Origin of the sequence: Synechococcus sp. MIT S9504 (genome assembly GCF_047497135.1) — a bacterium.
In the GTDB taxonomy this organism is placed as follows: domain Bacteria; phylum Cyanobacteriota; class Cyanobacteriia; order PCC-6307; family Cyanobiaceae; genus Synechococcus_C.
On record NZ_CP138942.1, the window covers coordinates 3,084,391 to 3,099,203 of the forward strand.

The window sequence follows — 14,813 nt, forward strand, 5'->3', positions numbered from 1 at the left end:
AGTGTCAGCAGCGTCTTCCCATCCATTGGACCCGACCGCACAGTCCCATGCTGTGCTTCTGGATGTGGAGGGGATGAAGTGTGGGGCGTGCGTTCGTGCAGTGGAGCGCACGCTGCTCGCTCAGCCAGGTGTGAAAGAGGCCAGTGTCAACCTTGTGACCCGCAGTGCCTGGCTGCGGCTTGATGGCGAGGCGACATCGTCCTCTCAGCCGTTGCTTGATGACGTGCTGGCGGCCTTGCGTGGCCGAGGTTTTCCAGCACAGCCCCGACAGAGCGGACTCTTCTCCAAGGAAACGGAGCCCGAGCGAACCAGGGGATGGTGGCAGCAGTGGCGACAACTGATGGTCGCTCTTGTGCTGCTGCTGCTGTCGGTGCTTGGTCACCTCGCTGAAGCTGGGACGCTCTCTCTGCCGCTGATCGGCACGCTCAGCTTCCATGCTGCCCTGGCCACGGTGGCTCTGCTCGGGCCCGGTCGCCCGATCCTGGTCAGTGGCTGGTCTGCGCTGCGCAGTGGTGTGCCAAGCATGGATACCCTCGTCAGCCTTGGTGTCGGAAGTGCCTATCTGGCGAGTCTGGTGGCACTGATCTGGCCTGCCGTGGGGTGGCCCTGTTTTTTCAACGAACCTGTGATGCTTCTCGGTTTCGTTCTGCTGGGGCGATTCCTGGAGGAACGTGCACGCCGTCGTACGGGCAGGGCTCTGCAGGAGCTTGCTGCCCTGCAGCCCGATACGGCGCGTCTGTTGATGGCTGATGACACGGTTCGCGAGGTGCCCGTCTCTGTGCTCCGTCCAGGCGAATGCATCCAGCTGCTTGCTGGAGACAGGATCCCTGTGGATGGTGTGGTGCGGAACGGCTGTTCTGCTGTTGATCTGTCAAGTCTCACCGGTGAACCGCTGCCGCTCGAGGCCGAACCCGGCACGGAGCTCAGTTCCGGTTGTCTCAATCTGGAGGCCAATCTGGAGATGGAGGTTCAGCGTGTCGGCAGCGACACGGCCCTGGCTCGCATCATTGCCCTTGTTGAGGAGGCTCAGGCCAGACGAGCTCCCATCCAGGGACTGGCTGACAGGGTGGCTGGCCGTTTTTGCTACGGCGTTGTCAGCCTGGCGCTTGTCACCTTCCTGTTCTGGTGGCAGCTGGGCAGCCGTCTCTGGCCTCAGGTCCTGGAGGTTCCTGTGGTGCTCATGGATCATGGCCATGATGCTGCGCTCCATGGCTCCCTTGGAGCCGGAGCTCAGACACCGTTCGGCCTCGGACTTCAACTGGCCATTGCCGTGCTTGTGGTGGCCTGTCCCTGTGCCCTTGGCCTGGCAACGCCCACAGTGATCACTGTCTCTTCAGGACTTGCCGCACGCCAGGGCTGGCTGTTCAGAGGCGGAGATGTGATCGAGCAGTCCGCCTCCGTTCAGCGGATGGTCTTTGACAAGACCGGAACGCTCACCCTGGGTCGTCCGCTCGTGGCTGCGGTGATGGCCAGTGAGGATGCCTCCCGCACGATCCAACTGGCAGCAAGTCTGGAACAAACGAGCCGGCATCCTCTGGCCCATGCGCTGTTGCAGGAGGCCCAGCGGCTCAATCTCACGCTCTTGCCGGTGACGGACAGTCGGACCCTGCCAGGTTCCGGTATGAAGGGCAAACTCGAGTCCCTCAAGGGACAACTGCGGGTGGGCTCTCCTGAATGGCTTCAGCAGGAAGGTGTGGTGTGGTCTGCAACGCAACAGCAGGCTGTTGAGGAAGCTCTGCAACGCGGACAGACGCTTGTGGCAGTTGGTCTTGGTGCCGAACCGCTGGGCGTGGTGGCCATTGATGACCGCCTCAGGCCCGATGCCCCTGTTGCACTTCAGCGTTTGAGGGATCAGGGGCTGACACTGGGAATGCTCAGTGGTGATCGTCGTCAGGCCGTTGAAAAGATTGCGCAGATGCTCGGCTTCGCTGATGACGAACTGGCCTGGCAACTCCTCCCGAATCAGAAGCTGGAGCGCCTCGAACACTGGCGCGCAAACGAGACTGTGGGAATGGTTGGCGACGGCATTAATGATGCCCCTGCCCTGGCCGCGGCGGATCTGGGTATCGCCGTGGGCACGGGTACACAGATTGCTCAGGACACCGCAGATCTGGTGCTGCTTGGCGATCGGCTCGAGGCTTTGCCGGAAGCCCTGACTCTGGCCAGACGCACGATGGCCAAGATTCGGCAGAACCTGTTCTGGGCATTCGGCTACAACATGATCGCTTTGCCAGTCGCTGCAGGCGCTCTCTTGCCGGGCTTCAATCTGCTGCTCTCTCCGCCGCTTGCTGCACTGCTCATGGCCCTCAGCTCCGTGTCGGTGGTTTTGAATGCCCTCAGCCTGCGTCTCCGCTGATCATGGTCGGGCGTTTTCTGGTGCTTGAGGGCATCGATGGCTGTGGCAAAACCACGCAGCTTCGCCATCTGGCTGATTGGCTTCCAGCCAGTGGCTTGATGCCTTCCGGAGCCACGCTGCATCTCACGCGTGAACCCGGCGGCACACCCCTTGGTCGTGCGTTGCGCGAGCTCCTGCTCAATCCACCGCAAGAGTCGGCTCCGGCTCCCATCGCTGAATTGCTGCTTTATGCCGCAGATCGCTCTCAGCACGTTGAACGCCTGATCCGCCCAGCTCTGCAGCGAGGAGACTGGATCCTGAGCGATCGTTTCAGCGGTTCCACCATCGCCTATCAGGGGGATGGCCGGGGACTCGATCTGCAGACCATCCTCGATCTGGAGCGCATCGCCACGGTTGGTGTGACGCCGGATCTCACGTTCTGGCTTGATCTACCCCTGCAGGAGAGCCTCAAACGGCGCGGTGCACGCAGCGATGACCGGATCGAAGCCGAAGGTGAGGCCTTTCTGGCGCGGGTGTCTGAGGGTTTCCAGCGCCTGTCCGCGGAGCGCGGATGGACAGCTGTGGCGGCAGACCAGAGCGCTGATCAGGTGCAACAGCTCATTCGCAGACGGCTGAGGGATTGGTTGGCTAAGGCATCGCTGTGACTGAGATGTTGTTCGGCGAATTGCAGGGTCAGCCGCTGGCGCAACGGTTGCTCATTGCGGCTCTGCAAAACCGTCGACTGGCTCCCGCTTATTTGTTCAGTGGCCCAGAGGGAGTGGGCCGACGTCTTGCGGCGCTCCGTTTCTTGGAAGGTCTGCTGGGTGGAGGTGACTCGATTCCACGCGAACGCAGGCGGCTTGAAGAACGCAACCATCCCGACTTGCTCTGGGTCGAGCCCACCTACAACCATCAGGGCCGTCTGATCCCACGATCGGAAGCCGAGTCCATGGGCGTGAGCAAGCGGACACCACCGCAGGTGCGCTTGGAGCAGATCCGTGAGCTGAGCAGATTTCTGGCCCGTCAGCCTTTGCAGTCGCCGAGGGGTTTGGTGATTCTCGAACAACCTGAGGCCATGGCGGAGGGAGCGGCCAACGCACTGCTCAAGACTCTTGAAGAGCCAGGACACGGACTGTTGATTCTGTTGTCCGCTGCACCGGAAAGACTCCTGACCACGATTCGATCGCGATGTCAGCAGATCCGTTTCACACATCTCAGCGAGGTTTGCATGCGCTCAGTGCTTGTGCAATTGCCGGACGGGACAGGTGAGCAAGCGCTTGCTCTGGCGGCCAGTCATCCAGAGCTCCTGGCCCTGGCAGGTGGATCGCCTGGGGCTCTGCTGGAGCATGTGCGGGTTTGGAACACCATCCCAGAGGAGCTGAGGCAAAGATTTCAAAGCCTTCCCACCACACCATTGCAAGCTCTCGCTTTGGCGAGAGATGTGACAGAGCAGCTCGAAGGAGATCAGCAGCTCTGGATGATCAACTGGTGGCAGCACAGACTTTGGAATTCATCTAATCAGCCTGAGCGTCTTAAAAGGCTGAATCGTCTTCGCCAGCATCTGCTGTCGTTTGTTCAACCCAGGCTTGCCTGGGAGGTGGCACTACTCAAACTGATTGAAACTTGACCAACCTCGGATCAAGCGCTGGCCCGACTCTCCTGATCTTTCTGTTCACGCTCCTGGCGTGCCTGAGCGAGAACGTCTTGAAGACCTTCGAGCTGGGCTCCGGTTGGAAGCTCCAGGCAATAACCGGCTCCATAAACAGTTTTGATGAAGCGCGGTTTACGGGGATCTGGCTCAAGTTTTGTGCGCAAGTGCCTCACATGCACTCGGATGGTTTCGATGTCGTCGTCTGGCTCATATCCCCAAACCTCCTTGAGGATGAGAGACGGTGCAACGGTCTGACCATGACGCTGCAAAAGACAGTGCAGCAATTCAAATTCAAGGTGAGTGAGGCGCACAGGTCGATCGAACCAGATCGCTTCAAATCGCTCAGGAACAAGGGTCAGCGGACCGTAACTGAGGATTTCGTGATGGTTGCTAGTTGTCCCAACCGGTGCTCGATCGCTGCGGCGTAACAATGCCTTGACCCTCACCTGAAGTTCCTCCAGGTCGAAGGGCTTGGTCAGGTAATCGTCCGCTCCGGAATTGAACCCACTCACCTTGTCTTTGGTTCCACCAAGTGCAGTGAGCATCAGGATTGGGATTGCCGCCGTACGCTCATCGCGTCGAAGACGCTGGCAGAGAGTGAGTCCATCGACTTTGGGCAGCATCAGATCCAAAAGAATCAGATCCGGGCTGTATTGCAGAGCCAGTGCCTGGCCCTTGATCCCATCGTCAGCACTTTGAACATCGAAGCCACTGTGCTCAAGGTGACCACTCACCAGTTCACGCATGTCCCGGTCGTCTTCGATTAGCAGGATGCAGGGCTTCATCGACAGAGCAGCGGAGGAAAAGTTGGACGAGGGTATGCCGCGTCATTGCTTGACAGATTCTCTCAAGGTTCTTTCTGGCTTGCAGAGATGTCCTGATGGGGAGTGAACAGGATTACTTGGTTGAGAAGTACTGCTATAACTAGTTTTTTCGGCTAATTCGACACGGCTTGACTTCGTGGCCTCTAAAGAAAGTCTTCGGTTTCGAGGGGCAACTGTTAAGGAAATTCCGTTTTTCAGGGCATTTTCAGGCAGGGGATTCAGCTGCTGGAACGTTCAGTCCTCAACCTGGTGAGAGTCGGTGGGACGTTTTCAACAAAAATCACCACAACTCAATGAGCCGTGGTGATGAAATTGAACAGAACTCCCCGGGCGGGATTCGAACCTGCGACCAATCGATTAACAGTCGACCGCTCTACCGCTGAGCTACCGAGGAATGTGACGTGGAGAACCTACCCCTCAGCCATGCCGTCCCGCAAGGGGTTCAAGTTGATTTCGCAGCGATGGTCCGTTCTGCCAGGCGCCGACTCGTCCCCGCTCCATTCTGGCGGCTCCATCGGCATGATCCAATTCTCCAAGTCGGTGGGTGATCCAGAGAGCTGTCAAGGGAGACCTGGACCGGTGGCAGAGCTGTTGGACCGTGCTCAGGATGGCTGCCTGACTGGTGGGATCCAGCAGTGCTGTGGGTTCATCGAGGAGCAGAAGCGTTGCTTCGCTTGCCAGCGCGCCGGCGATGGCCAGACGTTGCTTCTGGCCGCCACTCAGGGTGTGAATCGGTCGTCCTGCCATATCTGCCAGTCCGACCTGCTCCATCAGTCGATGGATTCTGTGACGCTGTTCATGACGGCTCAAGCCGGAAGGCAGATTGAGCAGAAGCTCGCTGCCGCAGCTGGGCAGTAAAAGTTGGTGGTCTGGATTCTGGAAAACAAGAGCTGGCCTCAGCTCTTGGCTAACAAGGCCTGACTGAGGGCTGATAAGGCCGCTGATGATTCTGAACAGGGTGCTTTTTCCGCTGCCGTTGCTGCCCACAAGCATCCAGAGTCCCGGTCCGGGAATCTGGAAGCTGCAGCGATCAAGAGCTTTTGTGCCGCAGGGCCAGCTGAAACTGACTCTCTCGAATCTCAGTCCTGCCTGCGCGGCCTGTTGATCCGGGCTCATGCAGGTTCAGCCATCCAGAGAGAAGCCCGGACGCTTGCTTCCACCCGCAGCCGCTGTTTTTTCGTAGATCTGCACTGCCAGCAGATCATTGGTGAGCACGCTGAGACGTTTGCCTTCAACCTTTTCGCAAGTCAGTTCGAGCAACTTTGGTTGCCCCTGCTCAAGGGCCGACCGCACCTGTTGATAAAGCCCTTCGGCAGCGTCAAGCTCCTTGCGCTGCACGGAAACGGGCATCGGGCTCATGCGCAGAGCCAGCTCAATCACGTACACGGTCGGAATTCTTCACTCAGGTCATCTTCGCGAATGAAGGGCAGGTGTGTAGTGATGAGCATTTCTACTCATGTCGAAAGCAATTTTTGAATCATTGCCCACAGAATCGCCGACTCCAACTAGGCTCGGCACGTAAAGCTTCATGAAGCTCTCTCATGACGATCGCTGTAGGACGCGCGCCACAGCGGGGATGGTTTGACGTCCTCGATGACTGGCTCAAGCGCGACCGCTTCGTTTTTGTCGGCTGGTCCGGCATTCTTCTCTTTCCAACGGCCTATCTGGCCATCGGTGGCTGGCTCACAGGCACCACTTTTGTCACCTCTTGGTACACCCACGGCATTGCCTCCTCGTACCTGGAAGGTTGCAACTTCCTCACAGCTGCTGTGTCCACCCCCGCTGATGCGATGGGTCACAGCCTGCTGCTGCTCTGGGGCCCTGAAGCCCAGGGCGACTTTGTTCGCTGGTGTCAGCTCGGCGGCCTCTGGGCCTTCGTGGCCCTGCACGGTGCCTTCTCCCTGATCGGCTTCATGCTGCGTCAGTTCGAGATCGCCCGTCTGGTCGGCATCCGTCCTTACAACGCCATCGCCTTCTCCGGTCCGATCGCGGTGTTCGTCAGTGTCTTCCTGATGTATCCCCTCGGCCAGAGCAGCTGGTTCTTCGCGCCCTCCTTCGGTGTAGCAGCGATCTTCCGTTTCCTGCTCTTCCTGCAGGGCTTCCACAACTGGACCCTCAACCCCTTCCACATGATGGGCGTCGCCGGCATCCTCGGCGGTGCACTGCTCTGCGCCATTCACGGCGCCACCGTGGAAAACACCTTGTTTGAGGATGGTGAACAGGCCAACACCTTCAAGGCGTTCGAACCCACCCAGGAAGAAGAGACCTATTCCATGGTCACCGCCAACCGTTTCTGGAGTCAGATCTTCGGGATCGCCTTCTCCAACAAGCGCTGGCTGCACTTCTTCATGTTGTTCGTGCCTGTGATGGGCCTTTGGACCAGCTCCATCGGCATCATCGGCCTGGCCCTCAACCTGCGCGCCTATGACTTCGTGTCACAGGAAATCCGCGCTGCAGAAGATCCCGAATTCGAGACCTTCTACACCAAGAACATCCTTCTGAATGAAGGTCTGCGTGCCTGGATGGCACCGGCTGACCAGCCACACGAAAACTTCGTCTTCCCTGAAGAGGTTCTACCTCGCGGTAATGCGCTCTGATTGTTTCAAACCATCCATGCCAGGGCCCCGAAAGGGGCCCTTTTTTTGTGGTCTGATCGAAGACCCATGCTCCTAACGTCTGGGACATGCCATTTTCAATGCGCTATTCCAGGGGAGTGCGATTAACGCATTGGTTGATTGTCGGTCTGGGATCTGCGGCCGTTCTGGCACTCATGATCGGTTTCATCCAGCTTCTGCTCGCTGGGTTCGGCGCTGGAGTCAGTGCTGATTCAGGTTGGTTCCTGCTCGCTTTGGCGCTGGCGGTCGTGATGGCATGGGGGCGCATCTCCCCATGGATGACGCGAATGCTGGCCGATGCAGACGAGCCTGCCCATCGTGCACGTCGACTGGCCGTTTGGTTGCTGGTCGCAGCAGCGATTCTGTTGATTGCCGTTTTAAAGATCAGCGCAGCAGACATTGATGCCTACAAAAGGCTTGTCTTCGGCGAAGGTGGCCTGGTCGAGTGGAGCCAGGTGCTCGTTCTGGCCGCAGCCTGTCGTGTGGCCTGGCTGATCGGGGCAGATCTCAGGCGACAGTTGGCGCACCCAGCTCCATGCCTGCTGGCCAGAGGATTTGCACTGCTTCTTGGTCTGTTGCTTTTGGAAGAGCTGGCCTGGGGGCAGGTGATTTTTGGCTGGCAGACGCCGGAATCAGTTCGATCCATCAATGCCCAGCAGGAGACCACCATTCACAACATTGGCTGGTTTCAGGATCGTCTTGATCTCTTCACGTTTCTGGCAACGCTGGCTTTGCTGGCTGCTGTACTGCTGCTTCCTTGGATCTGCAGGAGAGCCCTGCGTCGATCGTCAGCGCAGCGAAAAACACTTGTGCAGGCATTGATGCCTGCTCCTTACGCCTGGCCACTCTTTCTGCTGGTGGTCGGCCTTGCCTATTGCGTGGCCACGGAGTCATGGTCTGATGTCGTCCACAACCGCGACCAGGAATGGGGTGAGCTTGTTCTGTATGGATCGGGCTTATTAATGCTTCTCAGGACGCATGTCTTGCTGGGAGCCTTCGAGCACCAACCCGGTGAACTGTGATTCAAGCAATCCGTAGCCTGCTCGAACATCAAGTCAGGGCTGCATGAGCGACCCCTACCCAACAGGTGTTTCAGCCCCCTGGTCATTTCCTCGGCCTGTCATTCTCTTGGCGGCAGGTTTCTTTCTGCTGTGTCTGGCCATTCAGATCTGGCGGCTGGAAAGTCTGAGCGCCACCTACGACCAGGCTTTGTTTTTGCAGGAGCTCTGGTCGACGGCTCAGGGGAGGCCTTTTGAAAGCAGCCTTTCCTCTGTTTTATCGGGTCCTGTGAAGGTGGGTGGGGAGCTGCCCCGCATCGGTTATCTGCACCTTGGTCAGCATGCCAATGTACTCACGCTGATCGTTGCTCCGCTGCTGGCACTCATCGGCAGCTGGGCATTACCGCTAGCGCAGGTGTCCTTGCTGACGGCGGCAGGTCTTGTGTTGTGGAGGATCGCTTCAAGGCGTCTGCCACACTCTCTTGCCCTCAGGATTACCGCCGCCTACTACCTGAGCGGAGCGGTCATTGGGCCTGCACTTGAGAATTTTCACGATCTCATCTGGTTGCCACTGCTTGGATTTCTTGTTGTGGAGGCTCTGCTCGAAGACCGTCGTGGTCAGCTGATCATCACCGCGCTGCTGCTGTTGCTGGTGCGTGAAGACAGCGGTCTGCTGTTGTTTTCGCTTGGGCTCTGGGGTCTTGTGAGGCGGCCGGGTATGCGCTGGATGTCTGCCGGCTTGATGTTGATGTCATTTGTCTGGGTCCTGCTGGTCACGGGCTGGATTCAGCCAGCGGTGGATTCCTCTCTTTCTGATCGCTTCCTTCAGGAGAAGTTCGGACATCTGGTCGAGGACGTTTCAGGTGGCACGTTTGCGCTGATGCTCGGCATGCTCCGCCAGCCTCTGGAACTGCTGCAGGCGATTGTGTCTCCGCCAGGCAGCACGCTCGGCTTCCTGCTTGCGCTGAGTCTGCCGTTGCTGTTCATCCCGCTGCTTTCCGTTGATTCGTTGCTGCTGGTGGCCGCTCCTCTGTTCATCGCTCTGGTCTCTCAGGGACGTTCAGCGCTGTCAGTCACGCTGCGTTATGTCTTGGCACTGGTTCCCGGCCTGTACCTGGGAGCGGTCCTCTGGTGGCAGGCGCACCCTGCCATCTGGTCCAGACGCTGGATTCGTCGATGCTGGACAGGAGCCCTCAGCCTCGGGCTGCTGCTCACACTGGTTGGCAATCCCCATCGCAGCCTTTCAGCACTGGTTCCCGACAGTTTTTCTCCCTGGGTGCATGTGCCTCCAGCCGAGATGCTCGATCGAAGGGCCGCTGCGCTTGAGGCCGTGGCCATGGTCCCTGAGCAGGCTTCCGTTTCAGCGGATACCCCCCTTCTGCCGCTTTTGGCTCAACGGGATGTGGTCATCCGCTTCCCGAAAAGTGTTCAATACCGCGATCGAGATGGAGATCCGCAGGATGTTGATTGGGTGGTGGCATTCCCAGGGTTTTATTCACCGCTCGCGCCGGTGTTCGATCTTGAGCACAACCAGCAGCGTTCGATTCGGCGTGCGTTGAACAAGCTCACTGAATCCGGTGATTATCAGTTGATGCACTGCCGTGAAGGAACAGTTGTGTTGCAGCGACAGCGCGGTTTTGTTGGATCAGCACTCAACAACGTCGGTTCTGTCGGAGCTTGTCCGTGGATTGAATGATGATCTCTGCGGTGATGAATTAAAAGTCGGTCGGTAGATTCTTGAGCGGGATAAGAAACGTCTGCTGTCTTTCGTCGATCCAGCCGTTATCGCTGGATGATGCGATACGACGAAGTGTTTTTTGATGATCTTCTGGCATGGCCTGATATGTCTCCTCCCAGAGAAAGCTTCCTGCTAGATGACTAGCCCCTGCTTGCTTCAGTTCCGTCATCCGCGATGGGGTGATTTTCTCGCTGGAGATGAGCCAACCCTGGCGACGGGAGAGATTGAGGAGAGTTGGGTCTGGGCCGGTCACCGTGATCAGTCGGGCATCGGCCGGGAGCTCATTGCGGATGGTCGTCGCCAGTGGCATCCAGATTCTGCTCTGGCGAACCTCGACAGCCCAGTAATCAAGTGAAAGCACAACCATGCTGATGGTCATCCAAAGCCCCAGAAGCGCCCAGATCAGTCGTCCGTTTTGCTGCTTCTGCCAAGAGTCCCAGCCCACTCCAATCAGCGGTGATGTGAACAACAGCAGCGGGAACTGGTAGTAGTCATGAACGGTGCTGGACCGCATGGTGGCGACGGTGCAGAGCAGCAGCCCGATCAACCCTCCGATCGCAATGCGCCCTCCGCCTGTCGACCAGCTGCGAATCCCCCCAAGAATCAGGAATGGGATGCCGATCACACACAACACCCTGATGCCAGTTCGTATCGTCAGATTCAGCCAGCTGGAGAGATTCAGAATCAGGCCGATGTTGCTGCGATCGCTGTCTCCCCCCCAGAAGCCGAAGCTCAACCCGCTGGCTTCACCAAGGTGGTAGGCATGCAAATACCAGGCTGAAAGAATCGCAATCGATGTTCCGCTGTAGATCCAGAAACCCGGAGATCGCAACAGCCTGAGCAACTGTTGAGCAGTCGCTTTGAGCGTGGTTGCCTGCTCGCGTGGAGCGGGGGTCAGATGCACAAGGAGCAATGGAAGTCCCATCCAAAGCAAAGGAATAACTTTGATCAGTGCAGCAGTTGTAAAAAACAGCCAACTCAGAATCAGCCACCATTTTGATTTCTGATTTGATTTCTGACTGTTCCAAACGCTATGGCATTCGAGTGCTGCTGCAGCACAAAGCAACATCAGCGCTTCTGCTTGAAAGCTGCGGCCGTAATAAACGCCCAGAGGAGCAACAGCCATTGCCATTCCGCCCCACCAGCCAGCTGTCGGATTAAACCAGCGTCGACCTAGCCGAATGACGAGCCAAATGGTTAATCCGCTGCAGAGGATCGAGATGCAGCGTCCCAGCCACTCGTGAAGGCCAAAAAATTGATAAAGCTGACTTGTCAGGTATGGGAAGAGTGGGAACTCTGATTCCACATAGCCAGCTGATGCACCTGCCCAGTCGATCTGTGGTAGCCAGATCGGAGTCTTTGAAAGATGGAAATGTCGGGCCATCGCGGCAGTATCGGCTTGCCGCCAGCTGTGGATACCGGTGATGGGCATCCAGACCTGAATGCCGCGCAGGATGACTCCCAGACTGATTGGAATCCAGGTTGCAGCAGCAAGGAGATTTTGCTTTCTGCTGCCAAGGCAACTAGCTGTCATTGAAGGACCCTCTCAGGGAGTGTTCCAGACAAATCGGGATGACGCCGCATAATTCCAGATGTAAACCACAATGATTCCTGATAGTTGTGCAATCACCGCATTGGCCTGAACCAGGTTGTAGAAAACGGTTGCCAGTCCAATATTGGCGAGTGAAGGAAGAGAGGCGACGAGTAAGAATTTGAGAAGACCTTTGAGCAGTCTTCGGCCATGCTGGCGTTGGTCTTTGAATGTCAAGCTGTTATTGATTAGATAATTTGAGCTTGCGGCTGAAATAACAGCAACAGGCAGGGCTTGTTGAAAGCTCAATCCAAGAGCCATGACCAACGACGTGATGATCAGTTGTACGACCACTCCAGAGACTCCCACGAGGCCAAAACTGATTGCTCGTCGCGGAAGGAGTCTGAACAGGGCAGTGTGAATCAGTGATACAACAAAATCCCAAAGTACGGCGTAGTCCAGCTTTGAAGTTCCATGCAGTCGTGGTTGAAAATTCAGTGGGATTTCACTGATTCTTAGCTTTCCTTTGCTAATAGCAAGTAGTTCGTACAGGAATTTGAAGCCGTTGACATCCACTTTTCTGACCAGCTGAACGCAGCGATTGAGGTCCATAGCAATGAAGCCACTCATGTAATCGGTGAGTTGGCAATAGCTGTTGGGCAGACTCCATCTCGCCAGGCGATTGGCCAGATTGGAACCCTCGGTGCGGCGTTCACTCAGCCCGTGGATTTCAGAGTTGACAAGAAAGCGACTTCCAATCACGAGTTCAGCGCCGTTATGAAGATGCTGAATGGCTGATAAGACGGAGGAGGGTTCATGTTGTCCGTCACTGTCCATGGCAATTGCAAAGGGATAAATGGCAGCGATCAGCCCTTCCTTGATCGCGCTTGCCAGGCCTGAACGCCCCACGCGCTGGATTAACTTGATCCGGGAATTCTGTCTCGCCAGTTTCCGTACAATGTTTGCAGTCCCATCCTGGGAATCATCATCAATAACTAAAATTTCGACTTGGTATTGATTGGTGAGTTCAAGAAGTGAGGAAACCATTGTCTCGATTGATCCGGCTTCATTGAATGTCGGCAGAATGATCGATAAGCCTTGGACTTCGATATTTTCTGATCCAGTTGTGAAGGGCACGTCTTTAATCTTCTGGAAGCATGTTATCGCAATCAGTCAAAGTCCACTTTTGATGTCTGGCCAAGATTTCACAATGATGTTGCTGCTTGTCGCTCAAGCGCAGTCTCTTGTCTGAACGGTTTCGGGGAATTCTCTGCTTCGCGTACCAATTCAGGCTGGGCCTTTCGTCATGCCCCACGATGGTGATTGGTTGTCCATGCCCACGAGTTGTTAGATCGGCAACCGGTTGAACAGGCCATGTTTCATTGAGTTCCCAGTGCCAGAGCGGTGAGCTGAAGATCAGTGCCAGAGCCCCCAGATTTCCGCAAACAAGGCTGAAGGCGCCCAGTCGTCTTTGACGGATGCTGCTGGTCATCAGCAAGGACCCGCCCACGCTCCAGCCCAGCCCTAGAGCTGCGGCGGGCCCTCGATAGTCGCTGAACGCAGATGCGAGCGGCGTCATGCTGGCTCCCAAGAGGATCAACAGCAGAAGGCCCATCAGAGTCCAGAGCCGTGGAACTCTGGTGAGAACTCCTCGCAGCAGTAGAGGTGTGTCAAGGGATGGGGATGCCCTCTGGTTCACGATCCAGGCCAGTAGCGGTGCGCAGAGCAGGGCCACCGGCAGCCAGAGAGGGTGGCTGTACCAAGGCAGCTGGGTGCGCAGAGGCAGGATCGATGCACTCATGACAACCAGAAGGCTCAGGCTCCATCGTCCCCAGCGTGTGGTTTTGAGCTGCCAGGCCCACAGCACCGCGATCGGGAAGAGGGCGAGCCAAGGCCAACCTCCTTCGAGCATTTCGATCAACGGCACTCGCCAGCCGAGGTCACTGCCCTCGCCTGCGTCGAGAAGAACGCGTCCTGCGCCATCACCCCCCCAGAGCCAGAGTGCGGATTGACCTCGCACCAGGGCATGCCATCCATGCCATGCAAGGCCTGGCAGCAATCCTGCTGCAATCCCCAAGCCTGTCTCGGGCAGTTGCCAGTGCCGCCATTCTTTTCCCCAGACAATGGCCACCGCTCCGGCAGCGGCGGCGGGAACCAGTAGGGGAGCTTTCAGCAGCAGCATCGCGCTTGCTGCTAAGCCGGTCAGCAGTCCTGCTCGCCGTGGCTGATGCGTTGAGGTCAGATGCATCAGTCCCAGCCAAAGCGCCGCCATGACTGTGAGTTGAGTGCCGTCGAGCATGGCCATTCGCCCATGGCGAGCAACCGGCAGAAGCGTCATCAGAATGGCGCTCATGGCAAGAGTGCTCGATCGGTCTCCAGGCTGAAGCCTCCACTGCAGCAGTCCGCCCAGCGGCACAACCAGTGTGGAGAGAAGAGCCGGTGCAATTCGGATCGTCCATTCATCAGGAAGTCCTGAGGATGGGTTGATGCCAATCATCGCTGCGATGATCAGATGCAGGCCTGGCGCTTTATTGAGATAGGGATTTCCCCAGAGTGTTGGCAGCCATGCCGCTTCGCCTTGACCCTGGTGAAGTTCGAAGGCCACTCTCGCCACGGTGGCTTCATCAAAGTCCCTCAGTGGCACATCGCCCAGGCCGACTAGGGACAGAACAGCTGCGACAAACCAGAGAGTGAACAGGATCCGCCAGGGAAGCTTGGATGACATGGGGTTGGAGCCCACGGGTACTCCACAGGGCCGACGAATCTGAGTATGGTCCTGATGTACAGAATGCAGCGTCGTGAATTCAGGTTTTGCTCCCCGGAGCCCCTCCTGATTTCGAACGCGTCGCCGGCATTCACAATCCTTCAGGAGGAGGTGTCCATGAGTTCCAGTTCTTTAATTCAGGGTCTGCTGATCGCGGAGAACGCCGGCTGACGGCACCTTCCTTTGAGTGATCAATCGGTTCCGCGCCAAAGTGGACCCGGCGAGAGCCCCCGATCGGTTTCCGGTCGGGGGCATCGTTTTGAAGTGGTGCTGTTATTCGCGCTCGTTTGCCGAGATGCATTCAGGGACTGCACGTTTGGTCGCCGTTCTTACACAAATTGCTGATTTTGGTGCTCA

General features: G+C 57.3%; 13 protein-coding genes and 1 tRNA gene. 7 read left to right on the forward strand and 7 right to left on the reverse strand.

The features are described 5' to 3' along the window. The first annotated feature begins 25 nt into the window (after positions 1–25). Genes SIB58_RS16435 through SIB58_RS16445 form a run of 3 tightly spaced genes read left to right on the forward strand, consistent with a single transcriptional unit; the run spans position 26 to position 3,962 of the window. A complete protein-coding gene (locus SIB58_RS16435; protein ID WP_255355643.1) occupies positions 26–2,356 on the forward strand; it encodes a heavy metal translocating P-type ATPase in 2,331 nt (776 codons plus the stop codon). A gap of 2 nt (positions 2,357–2,358) precedes the next feature. Then, a complete protein-coding gene (tmk, locus tag SIB58_RS16440; protein WP_066908993.1) occupies positions 2,359–3,000 on the forward strand; it encodes a dTMP kinase in 642 nt (213 codons plus the stop codon). A 5-nt stretch (positions 3,001–3,005) separates the two neighbouring features. Continuing rightward, positions 3,006–3,962, forward strand: a complete 957-nt coding sequence (locus SIB58_RS16445; protein WP_066909300.1) for a DNA polymerase III subunit delta' — start codon at positions 3,006–3,008, stop codon at positions 3,960–3,962. Between the two features lie 11 nt (positions 3,963–3,973). On the opposite strand, the gene SIB58_RS16450 is transcribed toward SIB58_RS16445, so the two are convergent. The 4 genes from SIB58_RS16450 to SIB58_RS16465 form a co-directional block, all read right to left on the reverse strand. Beyond that, the gene (locus tag SIB58_RS16450) at positions 3,974–4,771 is read right to left on the reverse strand and encodes a response regulator transcription factor (protein ID WP_066908990.1); all 798 of its coding nucleotides are present in this window, start codon (positions 4,769–4,771) and stop codon (positions 3,974–3,976) included. Positions 4,772–5,132: 361 nt separating this feature from the next. After that, positions 5,133–5,204, reverse strand: a tRNA-Asn gene (locus tag SIB58_RS16455). Positions 5,205–5,227: 23 nt separating this feature from the next. Then, positions 5,228–5,926, reverse strand: coding sequence for an ABC transporter ATP-binding protein (locus SIB58_RS16460; protein ID WP_066908987.1), 699 nt, complete (start codon positions 5,924–5,926; stop codon positions 5,228–5,230). A gap of 6 nt (positions 5,927–5,932) precedes the next feature. Further along, entirely contained in the window at positions 5,933–6,196 is a 264-nt protein-coding gene (locus SIB58_RS16465) for a hypothetical protein (protein ID WP_066908984.1), read from the reverse strand. Positions 6,197–6,351: 155 nt separating this feature from the next. Between SIB58_RS16465 and psbD the strand changes: the two genes are divergently transcribed. From psbD to SIB58_RS16480, 3 genes are all read left to right on the forward strand, one after another. Then, on the forward strand, positions 6,352–7,407 hold the full coding sequence (gene psbD / locus SIB58_RS16470; RefSeq protein ID WP_186538906.1) for a photosystem II D2 protein (photosystem q(a) protein): 1,056 nt from the start codon (positions 6,352–6,354) through the stop codon (positions 7,405–7,407). An 86-nt stretch (positions 7,408–7,493) separates the two neighbouring features. Next, on the forward strand, positions 7,494–8,447 hold the full coding sequence (locus tag SIB58_RS16475; protein WP_156486798.1) for a pectate lyase: 954 nt from the start codon (positions 7,494–7,496) through the stop codon (positions 8,445–8,447). A 43-nt stretch (positions 8,448–8,490) separates the two neighbouring features. Next, the gene (locus SIB58_RS16480) at positions 8,491–10,119 is read left to right on the forward strand and encodes a DUF2079 domain-containing protein (protein ID WP_066911728.1); all 1,629 of its coding nucleotides are present in this window, start codon (positions 8,491–8,493) and stop codon (positions 10,117–10,119) included. A gap of 19 nt (positions 10,120–10,138) precedes the next feature. Here the strand turns inward: SIB58_RS16480 and SIB58_RS16485 are convergent, their stop codons facing one another. Genes SIB58_RS16485 through SIB58_RS16495 form a run of 3 tightly spaced genes read right to left on the reverse strand, consistent with a single transcriptional unit; the run spans position 10,139 to position 14,417 of the window. Further along, positions 10,139–11,695, reverse strand: a complete 1,557-nt coding sequence (locus tag SIB58_RS16485; RefSeq protein WP_231857190.1) for an ArnT family glycosyltransferase — start codon at positions 11,693–11,695, stop codon at positions 10,139–10,141. A 12-nt stretch (positions 11,696–11,707) separates the two neighbouring features. After that, positions 11,708–12,829: a glycosyltransferase family 2 protein gene (locus SIB58_RS16490; RefSeq protein WP_066911731.1), complete on the reverse strand. Its 1,122-nt coding sequence runs from the start codon at positions 12,827–12,829 to the stop codon at positions 11,708–11,710. Between the two features lie 4 nt (positions 12,830–12,833). Then, entirely contained in the window at positions 12,834–14,417 is a 1,584-nt protein-coding gene (locus SIB58_RS16495; RefSeq protein WP_067327415.1) for an ArnT family glycosyltransferase, read from the reverse strand. Between the two features lie 86 nt (positions 14,418–14,503). Between SIB58_RS16495 and SIB58_RS16500 the strand changes: the two genes are divergently transcribed. Continuing rightward, a complete protein-coding gene (locus tag SIB58_RS16500; RefSeq protein ID WP_156486799.1) occupies positions 14,504–14,647 on the forward strand; it encodes a hypothetical protein in 144 nt (47 codons plus the stop codon). Positions 14,648–14,813: the final 166 nt, after the last annotated feature.

Excerpts from the sequence above, each read along its gene's own strand:
- tmk (WP_066908993.1), top strand. The coding sequence starts at position 2,359 with ATGGTCGGGCGTTTTCTGGTGCTTGAGGGCATCGATGGCTGTGGCAAA.
- SIB58_RS16445 (WP_066909300.1), top strand. The coding sequence starts at position 3,006 with ATGTTGTTCGGCGAATTGCAGGGTCAGCCGCTGGCGCAACGGTTGCTC.
- SIB58_RS16450 (WP_066908990.1), bottom strand. The coding sequence starts at position 4,771 with ATGAAGCCCTGCATCCTGCTAATCGAAGACGACCGGGACATGCGTGAA.
- SIB58_RS16460 (WP_066908987.1), bottom strand. The coding sequence starts at position 5,926 with ATGAGCCCGGATCAACAGGCCGCGCAGGCAGGACTGAGATTCGAGAGA.
- psbD (WP_186538906.1), top strand. The coding sequence starts at position 6,352 with ATGACGATCGCTGTAGGACGCGCGCCACAGCGGGGATGGTTTGACGTC.
- SIB58_RS16475 (WP_156486798.1), top strand. The coding sequence starts at position 7,494 with ATGCCATTTTCAATGCGCTATTCCAGGGGAGTGCGATTAACGCATTGG.
- SIB58_RS16480 (WP_066911728.1), top strand. The coding sequence starts at position 8,491 with ATGAGCGACCCCTACCCAACAGGTGTTTCAGCCCCCTGGTCATTTCCT.
- SIB58_RS16485 (WP_231857190.1), bottom strand. The coding sequence starts at position 11,695 with ATGACAGCTAGTTGCCTTGGCAGCAGAAAGCAAAATCTCCTTGCTGCT.
- SIB58_RS16495 (WP_067327415.1), bottom strand. The coding sequence starts at position 14,417 with ATGTCATCCAAGCTTCCCTGGCGGATCCTGTTCACTCTCTGGTTTGTC.